Source organism: Streptomyces sp. NPDC058812 (assembly GCF_042744565.1).
Lineage (GTDB): Bacteria > Actinomycetota > Actinomycetes > Streptomycetales > Streptomycetaceae > Streptomyces > Streptomyces thinghirensis.
The window spans coordinates 295,886-315,023 of the sequence record NZ_JBHYOB010000009.1 but is presented as its reverse complement, the minus strand read 5'-3'; the positions used below and the strand labels follow the sequence as shown (position 1 = coordinate 315,023).

Genomic DNA, 19,138 nt, shown 5'->3' with positions numbered 1-19,138 from the left:
GAACCGTATCACAAACTATTTGATGAGGTCTTTACCTATGGGTGTGCTTACTGTCACACATGAGAGTGACAGTGCGCGCCTGAGCAATTACTGCACCCACTTGTCTGGTAATGGGGTACTTCGCTCCCCCACGAGTTGGCAATGCTCTAGTCAGATTCTTACCTTGCGCGCGAACGGGGGCCGACGGCGGTAGCCCCGTTGACGCCCGAGACACCCGCGGCGACCGGGACGCGCTCGTCCGTCTCGTCCGCGACCACGGCGGGCTCGGACTCGGCGGCCGCCGTGGTCCCGCGGCGGCGGTAGCGGGGCGGCACGAAGCGCTCGGCCCAGCGCGGGGCGCGGGGCGTGAAGCGCGGCAGCAGGAGAAGGACAAGGCCGATCGCGCTGAGGAAGACGACGCTCAGCACGATCCACATGGACGCGGCGTTCACGGAGTAGGCGAGCGCTCCGAAGGCGATCAGCGCCGAGAAGAAGTACATGATCAGCACCGCGCGGCTGTGCGAGTGGCCGATCTCCAGCAGCCGGTGGTGCAGGTGCCCCCGGTCCGCGGCGAACGGCGACTGGCCGCGCCAGGTGCGCCGGACGATCGCCAGGATCAGGTCGGCGGCCGGGATGGCGATGATGGTCAGTGGCATCAGCAGCGGGATGTAGACGGGCACCATCTGGTGCACGGTGTTGCGCTCGGACCCGGAGAACAGCCGCATCGCGTCCGGGTCCACCTGCCCCGTCACCGAGATCGCGCCCGCCGCCAGCACCAGGCCGATCAGCATCGACCCCGAGTCGCCCATGAAGATCCGGGCGGGGTGCATGTTGTGCGGCAGGAAGCCCAGGCACATGCCCATCAGGATGGCCGCGAACAGCGAGGCGGGCGCCGCCGCCTCGATGCCGTACGAGTACCAGATCCGGTAGGCGTACATGAAGAACGCCGCCGCCGCGATGCAGACCATGCCGGCCGCGAGACCGTCGAGGCCGTCCACGAAGTTGACCGCGTTGATGGTGATGACGACCAGCGCCACCGTCAGCAGGGTGCCCTGCCACTGGGTGAGCGCCACGTTGCCGACGCCCGGGACGGGGATCCACAGGATCGTCAGACCCTGCACCACCATCACGCCGGCGGCGATCATCTGCCCGCCCAGCTTGATCAGGGCGTCGATCTCGAACTTGTCGTCCAGGACGCCGATCAGCCAGATCAGGGCGGCTCCGGAGAGCAGGGCCCGCGGCTCGTTGGACTTCTCGAAGACCTCGCTGAGGTTGGTGAGGTGGTCGGCGACCAGCAGGCCCGCGCACAGTCCGAAGAACATCGCGATCCCGCCGAGGCGCGGAGTGGGCTCCCGGTGCACGTCACGTGCCCGGATCTCCGGCATCGCTCCCGCCACGATCGCGAACTTACGTACCGGCCCTGTCAGCAGATACGTCACCGCGGCCGTGACGCAGAGCGTCAGCAGGTATTCACGCACGGGCTTCCCCACAGGTCTCGCTGGCCATTCCCAGCCCCACAGCCTAGCGATGCGCGCATATGGTCGGGGACTTCCGGGTAGCGACGATGGTTGCACGTGTGGCTGTGCTCGCGTGTGCGCCTACCCCGCCTCAGTCCGGATACGGCGGAAATTCCGTGACCAGATCCCGTACGTCGTCCCGCGCCGCGGCGGCGTCCGTGCCACCCCGGAGCACCTCGGCGAGCAGGGTGGCCACCGCCCGCATCTCCCGCTCCCCCATGCCCTGCGTGGTGAGGGCCGCCGTGCCCAGGCGCAGCCCGCGGGCGTCGCCGTGCGGCAGCGCACAGCAGTCCAGGACGATCCCGGCCGCCGCGAGCCGGCCCCGCGCGGTCCTCCCGTCGACGCCCAGCGGGGCGGGGTCGGCGGTGATCAGGTGGGTGTCGGTGCCGCCGGTGGTGACGACCAGTCCCTCCGCGGCCAGGTGGGCCGCGAGGGTGCGGGCGTTGGCGATCACCTGATGGGCGTACGCGGCGAAGGCCGGGGTTGCCGCCTCGCCGAACGCGACCGCCTTGGCGGCGATGGTGTGCATCTGCGCGCCGCCCTGGGTGAACGGGAACACGGCCCGGTCGACCCGCTCGGCCAGTTCGCTCCCGCACAGGATCATGCCGCCGCGCGGCCCGCGCAACACCTTGTGCGTGGTGGCGCACACGACGTCGGCGTACGGCACCGGGCTGGGCGCCGCTCCCCCGGCGGCCAGACCGATCGGATGGGCGGCGTCCGCGACGAGGTAGGCGCCGACCTCGTCGGCGATGTCGCGGAAGGTCGCGTAGTCGAGGTTGCGGGGGTAGGCGATCGAGCCGCACACGATCGCCTTGGGGCGGTGGGTGCGGGCCAGGGTGCGCACCTGGTCGTAGTCGATCAGGCCGGTCTCCGCGTCCACTCCGTAGCCGACGAAGTCGAACCAGCGGCCGGAGAAGTTCGCGGGCGAGCCGTGCGTGAGGTGGCCGCCGTACGGCAGGCCCAGCGCGAGGACGGTGTCGCCGGGGCGCAGCAGCGCGGCGTAGGCGGCCAGCACGGCGGAGGAGCCGGAGTGGGACTGCACGTTGGCGTGCTCGGCGCCGAACAGGTCCTGGGCCCGCTCCACGGCGAGCCGCTCGGCCATGTCGACGATCTCGCAGCCCCCGTGGTGCCGGGCGCCCGGGTAGCCCTCGGCGTACTTGTTGGCCAGCGGGGAGCCGAGGGCGGCCAGCACAGCGGGGGACGTGAAGTTCTCGGCGGCGATCAGCTGGAGGGTCGTCGACTGCCGGCGGCGTTCGGCGAGCAGGATCTCGCCCAGCTGGGGGTCCTGGCGCAGCAGGACCCCGAGCGTGCTGTCATCGGCCTCAAGGATGTCGTGGGTGACCGACATGATGCGCTCCGGGCGTGCGTCGACGGTGACGTACGACCAATGTAGGCCCGGCACCGTCGGTGCGCTCGGCCGTCGCGCCCTTCACGTCCTCGTGGGTACCCCCGTGAGCGCCGTCACCACGGGATCCAGCGCCTGGTGTATCTCGTCCCCGATCGACCGGAAGAAGGGCAGCGGCGCCCCGTACGGGTCGTACACCTCGTCCGCCTCCGCCGTCGGCGCCAGCAGCCACCCGCGTAGAGCCGCCGCGGCCCGCACCAGGGCACGCGCACGCGCGACCACGCCCTCGTCCAGGGAGGGCAGCGTGGCCGGGTCGATGGCGTTCACCAGGCGGGTGAACTCCTTGAGGGTGAAGGTGCGCAGCCCCGCCGAGTGCCCCATGGAGATGACCTGGGCGCGGTGGTCACGCGTCGCCGTCAGCACCAGGTCCGCGCGGATCACGTGCTCGTCCAGCAGCTCACGCCCGGTGAAGCCGGCCGCGTCCGCGCCGAAGTCCGCGAGGACCGTCTCCGCGTTGGTCTCCATGGGCGCGCCCTCGTGGCCCCAGGTGCCCGCGCTCTCCACGATGAGGCCGCCGCCCAGCACGCCGAGCCGCTCCGTCACGAAATGCCGGGTCAGCCGCTCGGTGATGGGCGAGCGGCAGACGTTGCCGGTGCTGACGTGGAGGATGCGGAAGCTGTCGCGCGGAAGGCCGACGAACGTCGTGGTGATCTCCGCGGCGCGTTCCCCGTTGCCTATGCCACGCCCCGTCCCAGGGGCCGTCAATTCGCCACCTCGAGGTCGGGTACCACCTTGCGCAGCTCCTCGGCCGACAACGCGCCCGCGCGCAGCAGCAGGGGCACCTCGCGGGTCACGTCGACGATGGACGACGGGACGTTGCCGGGGGTGGGGCCGCCGTCGAGATAGACGGAGACGGAGTCGCCGAGCATCTGCTGGGCGGCGTCGCAGTCCTCCGGCGCCGGGTGGCCGGTGAGGTTGGCGGAGGAGACGGCCATGGGGCCGACCTCGGTGAGCAGCTCGATGGCGACGGGGTGCAGCGGCATGCGGACGGCGACCGTGCCGCGGGTGTCGCCGAGGTCCCACTGGAGGGACGGCTGGTGCTTGGCGACCAGCGTCAGCGCGCCCGGCCAGAAGGCGTCGACCAGCTCCCAGGCCAGCTCGGAGAAGTCGGTGACCAGGCCGTGCAGGGTGTTCGGCGAGCCGATGAGGACGGGCGTGGGCATGTTGCGGCCCCGGCCCTTGGCGTCCAGCAGGTCGGCGACGGCCTCCCCGGTGAACGCGTCGGCGCCGATGCCGTACACGGTGTCCGTCGGCAGCACCACGAGCTCGCCACGGCGGACGGCGGACGCGGCCTCGCGCAGACCGGTCACACGGTCGGTCGCGTCGTTGGTGTCGTATCGCCGTGCCATTAGCGGGCCTCCTCGTACACGTACTGCGGGGTTGAAGTCAGGGCGGTGCTCACGGCAGCGCCTTGCGGGCCGTCGCGAAGCGGGGGCGGTTGTTGAGGTCGGGGTGGTCGGCCGCGTCGGCCCAGCCCCGCTCCTCGGTGAAGATCCACGGCACCTGGCCGCCCTGGGTGTCGGCGTGCTCGACGACGACCACGCCGCCGGGGCGCAGCAGGCGGTGCGCGGTGCGTTCCAGGCCGCGGATCAGGTCGAGGCCGTCCTCGCCGGAGAACAGGGCCAGCTGGGGATCGTGGTCGCGGGCCTCGGGAGCGACGTACTCCCACTCGGTGAGCGGGATGTACGGCGGGTTGGAGACGACCAGGTCGACCTGGCCGTCGAGGTCCGGGAACGCGGTCAGGGCGTCGCCCTGGCGCAGCTCGACCCTGGACCCCTCCATGTTCTTGCGCGTCCACTTGAGGGCGTCCTCGGACAGCTCCACGGCGTACACGCGCGAGCGCGGCACCTCCTGGGCGAGCGCGAGCGCGATGGCGCCCGAGCCGGTGCACAGGTCGACGATGCAGGGCTCGACGACGTCCATGGCGCGCACGGCGTCTATGGCCCAGCCGACGACCGACTCGGTCTCGGGGCGGGGCACGAAGACACCGGGGCCGACCTGGAGCTCCAGGTAGCGGAAGTAGGCGCGGCCGGTGATGTGCTGGAGCGGCTCGCGCGCCTCACGGCGGGCGACGACCTCCCAGTACCGGGCGTCGAAGTCCGCGTCCGGCACGGTGTGCAGCTCGCCCCGCTTGACGCCGTGCAGATACGCGGCGAGTTCCTCCGCGTCGGTGCGCGGCGAGGGCACGCCGGCGTCGGCCAGCCGCTGGGTGGCCTGGGCCACCTCCGCGAGCAGCACACTGCGGGGGTTCGGGGGTCGCCCCCCGTGAGGTTGCGCCACGCTGGTCCTCCGGGGCTGAGCTGTTCGTCCGGTATGGGCGTACGGGTGCGGCTACGAGGCCTAGGCGGCGGCGAGCTTGGCCGCCGAGTCGGCGTCGACGCAGGCCTGGATCACCGGGTCGAGGTCGCCGTCCAGGACCTGGTCCAGGTTGTACGCCTTGAAGCCGACGCGGTGGTCCGAGATGCGGTTCTCCGGGTAGTTGTACGTACGGATCTTCTCGGAGCGGTCGACGGTGCGGACCTGGCTGCGCCGGGCGTCCGCGGCCTCCTTCTCCGCCTCCTCCTGTGCCGCCGCGAGCAGCCTGGAGCGCAGGATACGCATCGCCTGCTCCTTGTTCTGCAGCTGGCTCTTCTCGTTCTGGCAGGAGGCGACGACTCCGGTGGGAATGTGCGTGATGCGCACCGCGGAGTCGGTGGTGTTGACGGACTGGCCGCCGGGGCCGGAGGACCGGTAGACGTCGATGCGCAGGTCGTTGGGGTTGATCTCGACGTCGATCTCCTCGGCCTCGGGCGTGACGAGCACGCCCGCCGCGGAGGTGTGGATACGGCCCTGGGACTCGGTCGCGGGCACCCGCTGCACGCGGTGCACCCCGCCCTCGTACTTCAGCCGCGCCCAGACGCCCTGGCCGGGCTCGGTGGCGCCCTGGCCGCCCTTGGTCTTCACGGCGACCTGGACGTCCTTGTAGCCGCCCAGCTCGGACTCGGTGGAGTCGATGATCTCGGTTTTCCAGCCGACCCGCTCGGCGTAGCGCAGGTACATGCGCAGCAGGTCCCCGGCGAAGAGCGCCGACTCGTCGCCGCCCGCGCCCGCCTTGACCTCCAGGATGACGTCCTTGTCGTCGCTGGGGTCGCGCGGGACGAGCAGGAGGCGGAGCTTCTCGGTGAGCTCGTCGCGCTGCTTGTCCAGTTCCTTGACCTCGGCGGCGAAGTCCGGGTCGTCGGCGGCCAGCTCGCGCGCGGTCTCCATGTCGTCGCCCGTCTGCTTCCAGGAGCGGTACGTGGCGACGATCGGGGTGAGCTCGGCGTAACGCTTGTTCAGCTTGCGCGCGTTGGCCTGGTCGGAGTGGACCGACGGGTCGGCGAGCTTCTTCTCCAGGTCGGCGTGCTCGGCGACGAGTTCCTCGACGGCCTCGAACATCTTGGGCTCCTGCTACTGCTTGGGAAGGGGAAGGCGGGCGACCAAAAACGCCGGTCCCGGCGCTCCCCGGGGAGGGGATGCGGCCGTGGACCGGCGGTTGGGGGCTCGCTACTTCTTGGAGCCGGCGGAAGCCTTGCCGAAGCGGGCCTCGAAGCGGGCCACGCGGCCACCGGTGTCGAGGATCTTCTGCTTGCCCGTGTAGAACGGGTGGCACTCGGAGCAGACCTCGGCCCGGATGGTGCCGGACTCGATGGTGCTGCGGGTGGTGAACGACGCGCCACAGGTGCAGCTGACCTGCGTCTCGACGTACTCGGGGTGGATGTCGCGCTTCAAGGTGTCTCCTACTGTTCCGGGAGGGCGCCGGGTCGCTGCCGCGGGATGCGGGAGCGTGAACCGGAGCCGACGTACCAGTCTGCCAGGACTGGGGTCTACTCCCCAAACCGGGGGCCGCCGTCATCTATTCCGCGGCGTTCACGACACCCTTGGCCCCGCCGGTCGCCGTTCCCTCGGTGGCGCTCCGCGGGATCGGCTTGTCGTTCTTCAGAGCCTTCCAGACCTGATCCGCCTTGGCCTCCTCCAGCAGCACCCGGTTCGGGTCCGCCGGGTCGTACACGACCGGCATGGTGACCATGTTCATGTTGGCCGGGCTGATGCCCTTGAGGCCGCTCGCGAAGGACATCAGGGAGTTCACCGAACCCAGGTCGGAGTCGGTGGTGACGGTCTTGGTGGCGGTGTCGGCGACGTCGTACAGCTTCTTGGGGTTGCCGAGCAGGCCGATGTCCTTGACCTGGTCGGCCAGGGCCTTGACGAAGGCCTGCTGGAGCTGGATGCGGCCGAGGTCGGAGCCGTCGCCGACGCCGTGCCGGGTGCGGACCAGGCCGAGGGCCTGCTCGCCGTCGAGCGTGTGGGTGCCGGCCGGCAGGTCGAGGTGGCTGTCGGGGTCCTTGATCGCCTCGGTGGTGGTGACGTCGACGCCGCCGAGGTCGTCGATGAGCTTCTGGAAGCCGCTGAAGTCGACCTCCAGGTAGTGGTCCATGCGCAGGCCGCTGATCGACTCGACGGTCTTCACGGCGCAGGCGGCGCCGCCGGTGGAGTAGGCGGAGTTGAACATGACGTCGTCGGCGGCGGGGTGCTCGCCGCCGTCGGTGTCGGTGCACTCGGGGCGGTCGATGAGGGTGTCGCGCGGGATGGAGACCACGCTGGCCTTCGTGTGGCCCTTGTGGACGTGCACGACCATCGCCGTGTCGGAGCGTGCGGTGCCGTCGTCGGCGCCGCCGCCGAGCTTCTTGTTGCCGCCGGAGCGGGTGTCCGAGCCCAGGACGAGGATGTTCTCGGAGCCGTTGTCGGCCTTCTCCGGCCGGTCGGTGCCGAGGGCCTGGTCGATGTCGATGCTCGTGAGGTTGCCGTTGAGCTTGAAGAACAGGACCCCGGCTCCGGTGCCGCCCAGGACGAGGACGCCCGCGGCGCTCCAGGCCGCGACGAGCAGTGCCTTGCGCCGCTTGGCGCGGGGCCTGCGGCGGCGGCCCTTGCCCCGGCGGCGGGAGTCGGCGGTGCGGGACTCCCCGGGGCCGGGTATCGCGGGATCCGGCGTGCTCTCGGCGGACATGTGCTCCTCGGGTGTTCGTCCGGTCGGTTACCCCCTGCGCTCAGGGTCGGGTCGGTCGGCTCCGGCGGGTGTCCGCCGGTACCTCACCATCGTCCCTCCGTAGCTGAGACGGCGGAACTCGGGACAGGGTTGCACAACGGTCTGTGGCGGCCGGGTGGGGAAATGGTTACGGACCGTACTCGGCGTGGGCACACTCGCGGCGCTGACCTGGGGATCCGCGGGCGCTCCTCCGGGTACCCGCGGACGGTGGCGGCACCGGCTCGTGTGGTGGAGATCGCAACGTGCGGGGCCGCCCCCTGAACGGAGGCGGCCCCTGGCACGGCTTCGGGCGGTCCCGGCGGGATCAGCCGAAGAGGTTGAACGCCCCCCAGCCGCCGCCGACCCTGCTGCGGGTCTTGAACGTCGCCGAACCGGTGCCACCGGTGCCCTTGTACAGCCACAGCACCCCGGAGGTGTCCCGGGCCAGCAGGTCGGGCCTGCCGTCGCCGGTGACGTCACCGGCGGTGGCGAAGGCGTTGTACACGGACCAGCCGCCGCCGACCCTGCTCCGGGTGCCGAGCGCCGGGGAGGCCTTGCCGGTGCCCGGGTACAGCCACAGAACGCCGGAGCCGTCCCGCGCCAGCAGGTCGGACTTGCCGTCGCGGTTGTAGTCGCCCTTGCCGGTGATCGTGTACTTGGCCCAGCCGCCGCCGATCCGGACGCGGGTGCCGAACAGCCCGTTGCCCTTGCCGGGGTAGAGCCACAGGACGCCGTACTTGTCCTTGGCGACCAGGTCGGGCAGGGCGTCACCGGACAGGTCGCCCGGGACGCGGATGTCCTTCATCACGTTCCAGCCGCCGCCGACACGGATCGACTCGTAGCGGTCGGAGCCGTTGAACGCGAAGGTGTACAGCACACCGTCCGGGGTGCGGTACAGGTAGTCCTGGCGGAAGTCGCGGTTCAGGTCGGCCTGGCGGACCAGGCTCAGCCCGCTCCAGTCGCCCAGCTCGACGCGGTCGCCCAGGTAGGGCCACCGGTTGCCGAGCGAGTAGTACTCGTAGGCCTTGCCGCCGGGCGTGCGGACGAAGAGGTCCGCCAGGCCGTCGAAGTCGAGGTCGGTGTCGTCGACGCGGGCGTTGACCTCGCCGGCGTAGGTACGGGTCTTGGCGTAGACGCCGTAGGCACCCGACGCGACGCAGTCCGTGACGCCCCAGGACACGACACCGGCGATCCGGCCGTTGACCACGAGCGGGCCGCCGGAGTCGCCGTTGCACGGGGAAACGGTGCCGGCGTCCTGACCGGAGGCCGGGTTGCCGGCGCAGGCCATCTGGCCTGCCACGAAGTCGGAGCCCCAGTACGAGGTGCAGGCGGCGTCCGACCGCATCGGCACGGTCGCCTTCTTCAACGTCGGCGAGATGTCGTCGCTGGTGGAGCTGGTGCGCCCCCAGCCGTACACCGTCGCCGGGGTGCCGTTGGCGTAGGAGGCGGTGTCGCTGCTCGACGTCGGCTGGAGCGTCTTGTACGGCAGCGCGTCGGTCAGGGTCAGCACCGCGAGGTCACCGCCCGCGATGGTGCTCGGCCGGTACGTGGGGTTGACCCACTGGCGCCACACGCCGGCGACCCGGCCGCCGTGCAGGTCGTCGCCCTCGGGCAGCTTGGCCGTGCCGGCGAGGACTGCCCCGTTCGCCGACCAGTCCAGGCCGTACACGCAGTGCGCGGCGGTCAGGACCTTCGCCGGGGCCACCAGGGTGCCGCCGCAGAAGTAGCCCTCGTCGTCGGCGGTGCCCGCGGTGCCCTTGTCGTCGTAGTAGTGCAGCTGCACCATCCACGGCGCCTCCGAGATGGTCGCGTCCTTGCCGCCGATGATCTTCGGGTCGACGGTGGTGGACGGGGCCTCGGCGCTCGGCGTGGGCTTCGGCTGCCCGGGAGCGGTGACGGTGTCGCCCTTGAGCGCGGCCCCGGAGCCCTCGACGCGCCGCAGCAGCTCCGCCTGGGAGGCGGCCGGCTGCTCGGTGACCGTCGGCTGGGGCGGGACCGGGGTCGTGCCCGACGCCTGGGCGGGGGCGGCCGCGAGGACCGCGCCCGACAGGGCGAGCGCGGCGGTGGCCGCGGGAAGAGCCAGGCGGGCTCTTCGAGGAGTAGATGTCACTCAGGTCTCCTGTCGATGTGGATGCTCGCAGGAGAGAAGAGCCCGGCAGGCGCAGGCCCGTGAAGGCAGCACGAATCGCCCGTGGGCGTATCCGAAAACACGTTCCCCCCCACTGCAGTGCGCTGATCCTACAAGGCAGAAGTCCCGCCCCGTCACCTGTGTGACGGGGCGGGACTTCGGACCGCGCCGGAGTGGGGCGGCTGCGACTCAGTCGCCGTTGCCGGGCGTCGGCGTCGTCTTCTGGATCTGCAGCAGGAACTCCGCGTTCGACTTGGTCTGCTTCATCTTGTCGAGGAGCAGCTCGATCGCCTGCTGCTGGTCGAGCGCGTGCAGCACCCGGCGCAGCTTCCAGGTGATGGCGAGCTCGTCGCTGCCCAGCAGGATCTCTTCCTTGCGGGTGCTGGACGAGTCGACGTCCACCGCCGGGAAGATCCGCTTGTCGGAGAGCTTGCGGTCCAGCTTGAGCTCGAGGTTGCCGGTGCCCTTGAACTCCTCGAAGATCACCTCGTCCATGCGCGAGCCGGTGTCGACCAGCGCGGTGGCCATGATGGTCAGCGAGCCGCCGTCCTCGATGTTGCGGGCCGCACCGAAGAAGCGCTTCGGCGGGTACAGGGCCGTCGAGTCGACACCACCGGACAGGATGCGGCCGGAGGCCGGGGCGGCGAGGTTGTACGCACGGCCCAGACGCGTGATCGAGTCGAGCAGGACGACCACGTCGTGCCCCAGCTCCACCAGGCGCTTGGCGCGCTCGATGGCCAGCTCGGCGACCGTGGTGTGGTCCTCGGCCGGACGGTCGAAGGTCGAGGAGATGACCTCGCCCTTCACCGACCGCTGCATGTCGGTGACCTCTTCCGGACGCTCGTCGACCAGGACGACCATCAGGTGGCACTCGGGGTTGTTGTGCGTGATCGCGTTGGCGATCGCCTGCATGATCATGGTCTTGCCGGTCTTCGGCGGGGCCACGATCAGACCGCGCTGCCCCTTACCGATGGGCGCGACGAGGTCGATGATGCGGGTGGTGAGGACGCCGGGGTCCGTCTCCAGGCGGAGGCGGTCCTGCGGGTACAGCGGCGTCAGCTTGTTGAACTCCGGCCGCCCGCGGCCGTGTTCGGGCGCCATGCCGTTGACGGAGTCCAGGCGCACCAGGGCGTTGAACTTCTCGCGGCGCTCGCCCTCCTTGGGCTGGCGCACGGCACCGGTGAGGTGGTCGCCCTTGCGCAGGCCGTTCTTGCGGACCTGGGCGAGGGAGACGTACACGTCGTTCGGGCCGGGCAGGTAGCCGGAGGTCCGGATGAACGCGTAGTTGTCGAGGATGTCGAGGATGCCGGCGACCGGGATGAGGACGTCGTCCTCGTTGATCTGCGGCTCCTGCTGGATGTCGTCGCGCCCACGGCGGCCACGGCGGTCCCGGTAGCGGCCGCGACGGCCGCGACGGCCGCCCTCGAAATCGTCCCCGTCCTCGTCGGCCCGCTGCTGACGGTCCTGGCGTCCGCCGCCCTGCTGCTGACGCTGGCCGCCCTGGTTCTGCTGGTCGTCGCCCTTGTTGCGGCGGTCGCGGTCACCACGGTCACGTCCGCGGTCACCGCGGTCGCGGTCCCCACGGTCACGGTCGCGGTCGCCGCGGTCCCGGCGGTCGCGGCGGCGGCCCTCGCCGCCCTCACCGTCGGAGCGGGCGTCGCCCTGGCCCTGCTGGTGGCCCTGCGACTGCTGCTGGGCGGAGGAATCGGCCTTCGGCTCGCTCCGCGACTCGACGGCCACCGTCTCGGTGGCGGCGGACGGGCTGCCCGCGTCGGCGGTGGCCCGGCGACGACGGCGCTCGGAGGGGGCCTCGTCGGCGGGGGCGCCGGCCTGGTCGGCCGAGGGCGCGACCTTGGGCGACGGCTGGCCGGGGATGTCGATCTGCTGCTGGGCGTCGCTCTTGTCGGCGACCGCCTTCTCCGCCTTCTTCTCGGCCTTGCCGGCCTTCTCCGCCTTCTCGGCGGGGGCCTCGTCGCCCGTACGGGACCGGGAGGTGCTGCGGCGCTTCGGCTTGGTCTCGCCGGCGGCGTCCGCGGCGGGCGCGGCCTTGGCGGGGGCTCCGCCCGCGGCCTGCGCCTCCTTGATGACCTCGATCAGCTGGCTCTTGCGCATACGCGCGGTGCCCCTGATGCCGAGGCCGGATGCGACCTGCTGCAGCTCGGCCAGCACCATGCCCTCGAGGCCGGTACCGCGGCGCCGCCGGGAGCCGGCACCGGTGGCAGGCGCGGAGGCGTCCGTGGAGGGCGCGGCAGCGGTCTCCTCGACACGTGCGCCCATCAGATCGGTGGTGTCGCTCACGAAGGGTCCTTCCCTGGAGCGGACGTCGGCCTGTCTGGCTCGGCGACCGGTTGTGCTGTCCGGCATCGGTCCTTGCTGTGCGAACCGTGCCGGGGCGGTGGTCCGCCTGAACGGCGGAAGAGATATCTGGTGATGGCGCTTCCCCTAGCCGTGGCACCCAGTGTCTGTGTCATACGGCGTGGTCGCACCGGTTCCGAAACGTGCCCGGCGGGCCGCTCAGTGTCCGTGTCGGCCGTACTGATCTACTGATCACGTACGACATCCACCACACAATGCGGCTTGGGGGGCTCCCGGAAGAATGTCTGTCCCGGACGGGGACACGAGGCACCTCGCCATGGTGGGGTCGGGTGCAGACTTGAGGTTAACACTACCGGATCCAACAAACATTCCCCCTCTCGAAATCCGGCAACCGCACGCGTCTAAATGTCGCTGGAGGTTGCCAGGGGCAGGACGCTCGCGCCCTGCTGGTCCAGGCTGAGCCGGTTGGCCGCCCATTCCGTCCCGGCCAGCGCCTCGACCTTGTCGGCCGTGTCGGCGTCGGCCAGTGCCATCACCGTGGGTCCGGCACCCGAGATCACCGCGGGGATGCCGTCGCCGCGCAGCCGTTCCACCAGTGCGGCGCTCTCCGGCATGGCCGGGGCTCGGTACTCCTGGTGCAGGCGGTCCTCGGTGGCCGGCAGCAGCAGCTCGGGGCGCCTGGTGAGCGCCTCGACGAGCAGCGCGGCGCGGCCGGCGTTGGTGGCGGCGTCGACGTGCGGGACACTGCGCGGGAGCAGCCCCCGCGCGGTCTCCGTCAGCACCGGCTTTCCGGGCACGAAAACCACCGGAACGATGGAATCGGCGGGCTCCATCCTGATCGCCCGGGCGGCGCCGGAATCCATCCAGGACAGGGTGAAACCGCCCAGCAGACAGGCCGCCACGTTGTCGGGGTGGCCCTCGATCTCGGTGGCGAGGTCGAGCAGCGCGGCGTCGTCGAGGCGGGCCTCGCCGCCTATGGTCACCGCGCGCGCGGCCACGATGCCGGCGCAGATGGCGGCGGAGGAGGAGCCGAGGCCGCGGCCGTGCGGGATGCGGTTGGCGCAGACGATCTCCAGGCCTCGGGGCTGTCCGCCCAGGAGGTCGAAGGCGGTGCGCAGGGAGCGGACGAGGAGGTGCTTCTCGTCGCGCGGCAGCGTCTCGCTGCCCTCACCCGCGATGTCGATGTGCAGCCCTGAGTCGGCCACCCGGACGACCACGTCGTCGTACAAACCCAGCGCGAGCCCGAGGGCGTCGAAGCCCGGACCGAGGTTGGCGCTGGTGGCGGGGACGCGCACCCGGACGGCGGCGGCGCGGAACGCTGGACCGGCCATCGCTTGATGACTCTCCTTGAGCTGCGTGGGTTGTCGAATGACATTCGATGACTGACATTCGATGACGTACGGAACCCTCGGTGGCCGCCGCTGCCGGCGCGGCTGAGCGGCATATGCGGCAGGCGGGTTCGGGTACAGCCTATCGAAGGAAGGTTCAGTGGCGACATAGGGCGCACAGGAGGCGCACGATGCGTGTCGTAAGCCCCCTGTGCACCCCCCATAAGCGACTTTTCCGGCTGGACGTCGCTTACGCCCTCGTACGCCGGTGGGAGTGTCGCGGACTCAGATCAGTCCGAGCCGCTCGGCCGCCGTCGCCGCGTCGACCGGGACGGTGACCGGCTGCGGGGCACCGGCGACGGCCCAGTCCGGGTCCTTCAGTCCGTTGCCGGTGACGGTGCACACGATCCGCTGCCCCGGGTCGACCTTGCCCTGCTCGGCGGCCTTCAGCAGGCCGGCCACCGACGCGGCGGACGCGGGCTCCACGAAGACGCCCTCCTGGGAGGCCAACAGCCGGTAGGCGCGCAGGATCTCACGGTCCGTCACCTCGTCGATGGCGCCGCCGGACTCGTCCCGCGCGGCGAGCGCGAAGTCCCACGAGGCGGGGTTGCCGATGCGGATGGCGGTCGCGATGGTCGACGGGTCCTTGACGACCTCGCCGCGCACGATCGGGGCGCTGCCGGAGGCCTGGAACCCCCACATGCGCGGCGCCTTCGTGCTGACCCCGTCGGCGGCGTACTCCCGGTAGCCCTTCCAGTACGCGGTGATGTTGCCCGCGTTGCCCACCGGCAGGACGTGGATGTCGGGAGCGTCGCCGAGCATGTCCACGATCTCGAAGGCGGCCGTCTTCTGCCCCTCGATACGCACCGGGTTGACCGAATTGACCAGCGCCACGGGGTAGTTGTCGCTCAGTGCGCGGGCGAGCGTGAGGCAGTCGTCGAAGTTGCCGTCGACCTGGAGGATCTTCGCGCCGTGCACGAGGGCCTGGCCCATCTTGCCGAGCGCGATCTTGCCCTGCGGAACGAGGACGGCCGAGACCATCCCGGCCCGCACGCCGTACGCGGCGGCGGAGGCGGAGGTGTTGCCGGTGGACGCGCAGATGACGGCCTGCGCACCCTCCTCCTTGGCCTTGCTGATGGCCATGGTCATGCCGCGGTCCTTGAAGGACCCGGTCGGGTTCGCACCCTCCACCTTGAGGTGGACCTCGCAGCCCGTGCGCTCGGAGAGCACCTGCGCGGGCACGAGCGGCGTGCCGCCCTCGCGGAGCGTCACGACGGGCGTGCTGTCGGAGACGGGCAGCCTGTCCCGGTACTCCTCGATGATTCCGCGCCACTGGTGGGTCATTGCTGGTTACTCTCCTTCAACCCGCATGATGCTGGCGACACCCCGCACGGTGTCGAGCTTGCGCAGCGCCTCGACCGTACCGCCGAGGGCGGCGTCGGACGCACGGTGGGTGACGACGACGAGGGAGGCCTCGCCGTCCTTGCCGGACTGCCGCACGGTGTCGATGGAGACACCGTGCTCCGCGAACACGGTCGCGACCTGGGCGAGCACGCCCGGTTTGTCGGCCACGTCGAGGCTGATGTGGTAGCGCGTGACGACGTCGCCCATCGGCGAGACGGGAAGCGCCGCGTACGCGGACTCGCCGGGTCCGGTCGCGCCGCCGATCCGGTTGCGGCAGACGGCGACGAGGTCGCCGAGCACGGCGGACGCGGTCGGCGAACCGCCGGCGCCGGGCCCGTAGAACATGAGCTGCCCGGCGGCGTCGGACTCGACGAAGACGGCGTTGTAGGCCCCGCGCACGTTCGCCAGCGGGTGGCTGAGCGGGATCATCGCCGGATGCACGCGCGCGGTGACCGACGCCCCGTCCGCGGCCCGCTCGCAGATGGCGAGGAGCTTGATGGTGCAGCCCATCTCCTTGGCGGAGGCGAAGTCGGCGGCGGTGACCTCGGTCATGCCCTCGCGGTAGACGTCGTCGAGGCGCACGCGCGTGTGGAAGGCGATCCCCGCGAGGATGGCGGCCTTGGCGGCGGCGTCGAACCCTTCGACGTCGGCGGTCGGGTCGGCCTCCGCGTACCCGAGGGCGGTGGCCTCGTCGAGCGCCTCCTGGTATCCGGCGCCGGTGGTGTCCATGGCGTCGAGGATGAAGTTGGTCGTCCCGTTGACGATGCCGAGCACCCGGTTGACCTTGTCGCCGGCGAGGGACTCGCGCAGCGGCCGGATCAGCGGGATGGCGCCGGCGACGGCGGCCTCGTAGTACAGGTCCTTGCCATGGGCGTCCGCCGCGGCGTGCAGCGCGGCGCCGTCCTGGGCGAGGAGGGCCTTGTTGGCGGAGACGACGGAGGCGCCGTGCTCGAAGGCGGTGGTGATGAGGGTCCGGGCGGGCTCGATCCCGCCGATGACCTCGACCACGACGTCGATGTCCCCGCGTTTGACCAGGGCGGTGGCGTCGGTGGTGACGAGGTCGGGATCGATCCCCGCCCGCACCCTGTCGGGCCGCCGTACGGCCACGCCCGCGAGCTCCACCGGGGCCCCGATCCGGGCGGCGAGGTCGTCGGCGTGCGTCGTCATGATGCGCGCCACCTCTGAGCCGACCACTCCACAGCCCAGCAGCGCCACCTTCAGCGGACGCGTACGCATCATCCGACCTCGTTTCCTCATACCGTCTACGGTTGGACCAGTCTCACGCACCGGACGGGATTTTCTGCCTTTCGTCCGGATCGTGAGACGTTTATTTCATTTTCGCAGGGGCGGAAGACGAAAGATCTTGCGTCCCCGCGGCGGGCCGCCTCCGGGCCCCGACCGCGTGCTCATCCGACGTCGAGACGCAGCAGGTCCTCCTCGGTCTCCCGCCGCACGACGACCCGCGCCTCGCCGTCCCGTACGGCGACGACGGGCGGGCGCAGCACGTGGTTGTAGTTGCTGGCCATGGAACGGCAGTACGCCCCGGTCGCCGGTACGGCGATGAGGTCACCGGGCGCCAGGTCGCCCGGCAGGAAGGCGTCCTTGACCACGATGTCCCCGCTCTCGCAGTGCTTGCCGACGACGCGCACGAGCATGGACTCGGCGTCGGAGGCGCGGGAGACGAGGGCGACGCTGTACTCGGCGTCGTACAGCGCGGTGCGGATGTTGTCGGACATGCCGCCGTCGACGGAGACGTACGTACGCAGCCCGTCGAGGGGCTTGACGGTGCCCACCTCGTAGAGCGTGAAGGCGGTGGGCCCGACGATGGCGCGCCCGGGCTCGACGGAGATACGAGGCGTTCGCAGCCGCGCGCCCTCGCACTCCCGCGTCACGATCTCGGTCAGCGCCTTGGCGATCTCGTGCGGCTCACGGGGGTCGTCGTCACTCGTGTACGCGATGCCGAGCCCGCCGCCGAGGTCGATCTCGGGCAGCTCGATGCCGTGCTCGTCGCGAATGTCCTTGAGCAGCCCGACCACCCGGTGGGCGGCGACCTCGAAGCCCGACATGTCGAAGATCTGCGACCCGATGTGCGAGTGGATCCCGATCACCTCGAGCCCATCCAACTGGAGCGCCCGCCGCACGGCTTCCGCCGCCTGCCCGCCGGCCAGCGGAATCCCGAACTTCTGGTCCTCGTGAGCCGTGGCGATGAACTCGTGCGTGTGCGCCTCGACGCCCACGGTGATCCGGATCTGCACCCGCTGCCGGACCCCGAGGGACTGGGCGATGTGGGCGACCCGCACGATCTCCTGGAACGAGTCGAGCACGATCCGCCCGACCCCGGCGCGCACGGCCCGCTCGATCTCCTCCGGCGACTTGTTGTTGCCGTGGAAGGCGATGCGGTCGACGGGCATCCCGGCGGAGAGCGCGGTCGCGAGCTCCCCACCGGAGCACACATCCAGATTCAGCCCCTCCTCGTCCAGCCACCGCACGACGGCCCGCGACAGGAAGGCCTTGCCCGCGTAGAAGACGTCGGCATCGGCCCCGAAGGCGGTACGCCAGGCCCGCGCCCGGGCCCGGAAGTCGGCCTCGTCGAGTACGTACGCGGGGGTGCCGTACTCCTCGGCGAGCCGCGTGACGGTCATCCCGCCGACGGTGACGACTCCGTCGGCGTCCCGCTCGACGGTCTGGGCCCAGACCTTGGGGTCGAGGGCGTTGAGGTCGGCGGGCGGGGCGGAATAGTGCCCCTCGGGGAGAACGTCGGCGTGACGGGGCCCGGCGGGGTGTGCGGAACGGCTCATGGCGTCTTCTGTGCTCTCTCAGAGGTGGTCGGGTGCGTCGATACCGAGGAGGGACAGGCCGCCGGCCAGCACCGCCCCGACGGCTTCGGCGAGGGCCAGCCGGGCACGGTGGGCGGCCGTGGGTTTCTCCCCACCACGCGGCAGCACGGTGGGCAGGAAGGGCAGCGCGGCGTCGCCGACGGTGACGAGGTGCCGGGCGAGCCGGTCGGGGGCGCGGTGCTCCGCCGCGGCGGCGAGGACGCGCGGGTGGTCGGCGAGGGCGACGAGGAGATCTTGCGCCGTGCCGTCCTGCGCCGTGCCGGACACCGGACCGGGTTCGGCGGCGAAGCCGAGATCGGCGGCATTGCGGGAGAGGGCGCGGGTGCGGGCGTGGGCGTACCGCACGCGGAAGAGCGGATTGCCCGCACGCTGGACGAGGTGCTCGTCGCCGATCCGGGGCCGGTCGTGGGCGGCGGGGTGGAGCAGGGCCCAGCGACCGGCGTCACGACCGAGGCGGAGCGGGTCGGCGGGGGCCGGGACGGGCCGCACGTCGGCCGGCGGAGCCACGGGCGCCGGACCGACCACGTCGACGCGCACGCCGAGGATGGCGGTCCACTCGGGCTCGGGCGGGGCGGTGCAGCTGGTGCGGACGAGGGCGCCCTGGGAGCGCAGGATGCGGGCGGCGGCCTCGGCGACGACGACGGCACGGAGATCGTGGGGGCAGTGCAGCCGCACGACGCCGCCGCTTTCCCCGCCGGTGCCGTCGGCGCGCCCGTGCCCGTACCGGGGCCCGTGCCGCAGGATCTCCGCGACGAGGTCGGCGGGCGCGGTGCCGTGGAGGCTGATGTTGAGGAACCCCGGCCCGGTGAGGACGACGTCCGTGATGCCGTCGGCGTCCACGAGATACGGCCGCAGCACCTCGGCGACCCGGCGGGGCGGCTGCCCGGCCGGCCGGGCGAGCTGGAGGGCGATGCTGGTGGCGTAGTCCCCGCACCCTCCGGGCCCCGGCGGAGCGACCACGGCCCGCGCCGGAACGGTCACGTTCAGCTCACCCGCGTCGACAGCGCGACGCACCGCGTGCAGCACGGTGCGGGAGAGCTCTACGGGGGTCACGGGTCAAGCGTATGGGAGGAGGGGGGTGGGTAGGCGAACTGGTTTGTGGCAGTCCCGGGATGTGGACGGAAACCGCGCGGGCGCGGGCCCACGAAGCGGACCACTCACGAAGGCGCGCCTCGCACCGATC

15 protein-coding genes are annotated in these 19,138 nt (G+C 71.4%); all 15 read right to left on the bottom strand.

Going from position 1 to position 19,138, the window contains the following annotated elements:
* Nucleotides 1-158: 158 nt before the first annotated feature.
* Nucleotides 159-1,457, bottom strand: coding sequence for an MraY family glycosyltransferase (locus ACFW48_RS21170; RefSeq protein ID WP_386316737.1), 1,299 nt, complete (start codon nucleotides 1,455-1,457; stop codon nucleotides 159-161).
* A 130-nt stretch (nucleotides 1,458-1,587) separates the two neighbouring features.
* A complete protein-coding gene (gene glyA / locus ACFW48_RS21165; RefSeq protein ID WP_386316735.1) occupies nucleotides 1,588-2,844 on the bottom strand; it encodes a serine hydroxymethyltransferase in 1,257 nt (418 codons plus the stop codon).
* 81 nt (nucleotides 2,845-2,925) lie between these two features.
* Entirely contained in the window at nucleotides 2,926-3,606 is a 681-nt protein-coding gene (locus tag ACFW48_RS21160; RefSeq protein ID WP_210960457.1) for a protein-tyrosine-phosphatase, read from the bottom strand.
* A complete protein-coding gene (locus tag ACFW48_RS21155; RefSeq protein ID WP_386316733.1) occupies nucleotides 3,603-4,250 on the bottom strand; it encodes an L-threonylcarbamoyladenylate synthase in 648 nt (215 codons plus the stop codon). The genes ACFW48_RS21160 and ACFW48_RS21155 overlap by 4 nt, the downstream gene beginning before the upstream one ends.
* A 49-nt stretch (nucleotides 4,251-4,299) precedes the next feature.
* A complete protein-coding gene (gene prmC / locus ACFW48_RS21150) occupies nucleotides 4,300-5,139 on the bottom strand; it encodes a peptide chain release factor N(5)-glutamine methyltransferase (RefSeq protein ID WP_386316731.1) in 840 nt (279 codons plus the stop codon).
* Nucleotides 5,140-5,241: 102 nt separating this feature from the next.
* Entirely contained in the window at nucleotides 5,242-6,318 is a 1,077-nt protein-coding gene (gene prfA / locus ACFW48_RS21145) for a peptide chain release factor 1 (protein ID WP_386316729.1), read from the bottom strand.
* A 108-nt stretch (nucleotides 6,319-6,426) separates the two neighbouring features.
* On the bottom strand, nucleotides 6,427-6,651 hold the full coding sequence (gene rpmE / locus ACFW48_RS21140) for a 50S ribosomal protein L31 (protein WP_003973638.1): 225 nt from the start codon (nucleotides 6,649-6,651) through the stop codon (nucleotides 6,427-6,429).
* A 124-nt stretch (nucleotides 6,652-6,775) separates the two neighbouring features.
* Nucleotides 6,776-7,924, bottom strand: coding sequence for an LCP family protein (locus tag ACFW48_RS21135; RefSeq protein ID WP_386316727.1), 1,149 nt, complete (start codon nucleotides 7,922-7,924; stop codon nucleotides 6,776-6,778).
* Nucleotides 7,925-8,267: 343 nt separating this feature from the next.
* Nucleotides 8,268-10,052, bottom strand: a complete 1,785-nt coding sequence (locus ACFW48_RS21130; RefSeq protein WP_386316725.1) for a trypsin-like serine protease — start codon at nucleotides 10,050-10,052, stop codon at nucleotides 8,268-8,270.
* A gap of 207 nt (nucleotides 10,053-10,259) precedes the next feature.
* Nucleotides 10,260-12,368 carry a transcription termination factor Rho gene (gene rho, locus ACFW48_RS21125; protein ID WP_386316723.1) on the bottom strand — a complete coding sequence of 703 codons (2,109 nt, stop codon included), beginning with the start codon at nucleotides 12,366-12,368 and terminating at the stop codon, nucleotides 10,260-10,262.
* Nucleotides 12,369-12,787: 419 nt separating this feature from the next.
* Nucleotides 12,788-13,717 (bottom strand): homoserine kinase, encoded by a 930-nt coding sequence (gene thrB, locus ACFW48_RS21120; protein WP_210960461.1) that lies wholly within the window; start codon nucleotides 13,715-13,717, stop codon nucleotides 12,788-12,790.
* A gap of 282 nt (nucleotides 13,718-13,999) precedes the next feature.
* Nucleotides 14,000-15,058 (bottom strand): threonine synthase, encoded by a 1,059-nt coding sequence (gene thrC / locus ACFW48_RS21115; RefSeq protein WP_121749205.1) that lies wholly within the window; start codon nucleotides 15,056-15,058, stop codon nucleotides 14,000-14,002.
* Between the two features lie 6 nt (nucleotides 15,059-15,064).
* Nucleotides 15,065-16,354 (bottom strand): homoserine dehydrogenase, encoded by a 1,290-nt coding sequence (locus ACFW48_RS21110; protein WP_386316858.1) that lies wholly within the window; start codon nucleotides 16,352-16,354, stop codon nucleotides 15,065-15,067.
* 170 nt (nucleotides 16,355-16,524) lie between these two features.
* Entirely contained in the window at nucleotides 16,525-17,916 is a 1,392-nt protein-coding gene (gene lysA, locus ACFW48_RS21105) for a diaminopimelate decarboxylase (RefSeq protein ID WP_386316720.1), read from the bottom strand.
* Nucleotides 17,917-17,934: 18 nt separating this feature from the next.
* Nucleotides 17,935-19,008, bottom strand: a complete 1,074-nt coding sequence (gene nrtL, locus ACFW48_RS21100) for an ArgS-related anticodon-binding protein NrtL (protein ID WP_386316718.1) — start codon at nucleotides 19,006-19,008, stop codon at nucleotides 17,935-17,937.
* Nucleotides 19,009-19,138 lie beyond the last annotated feature (130 nt).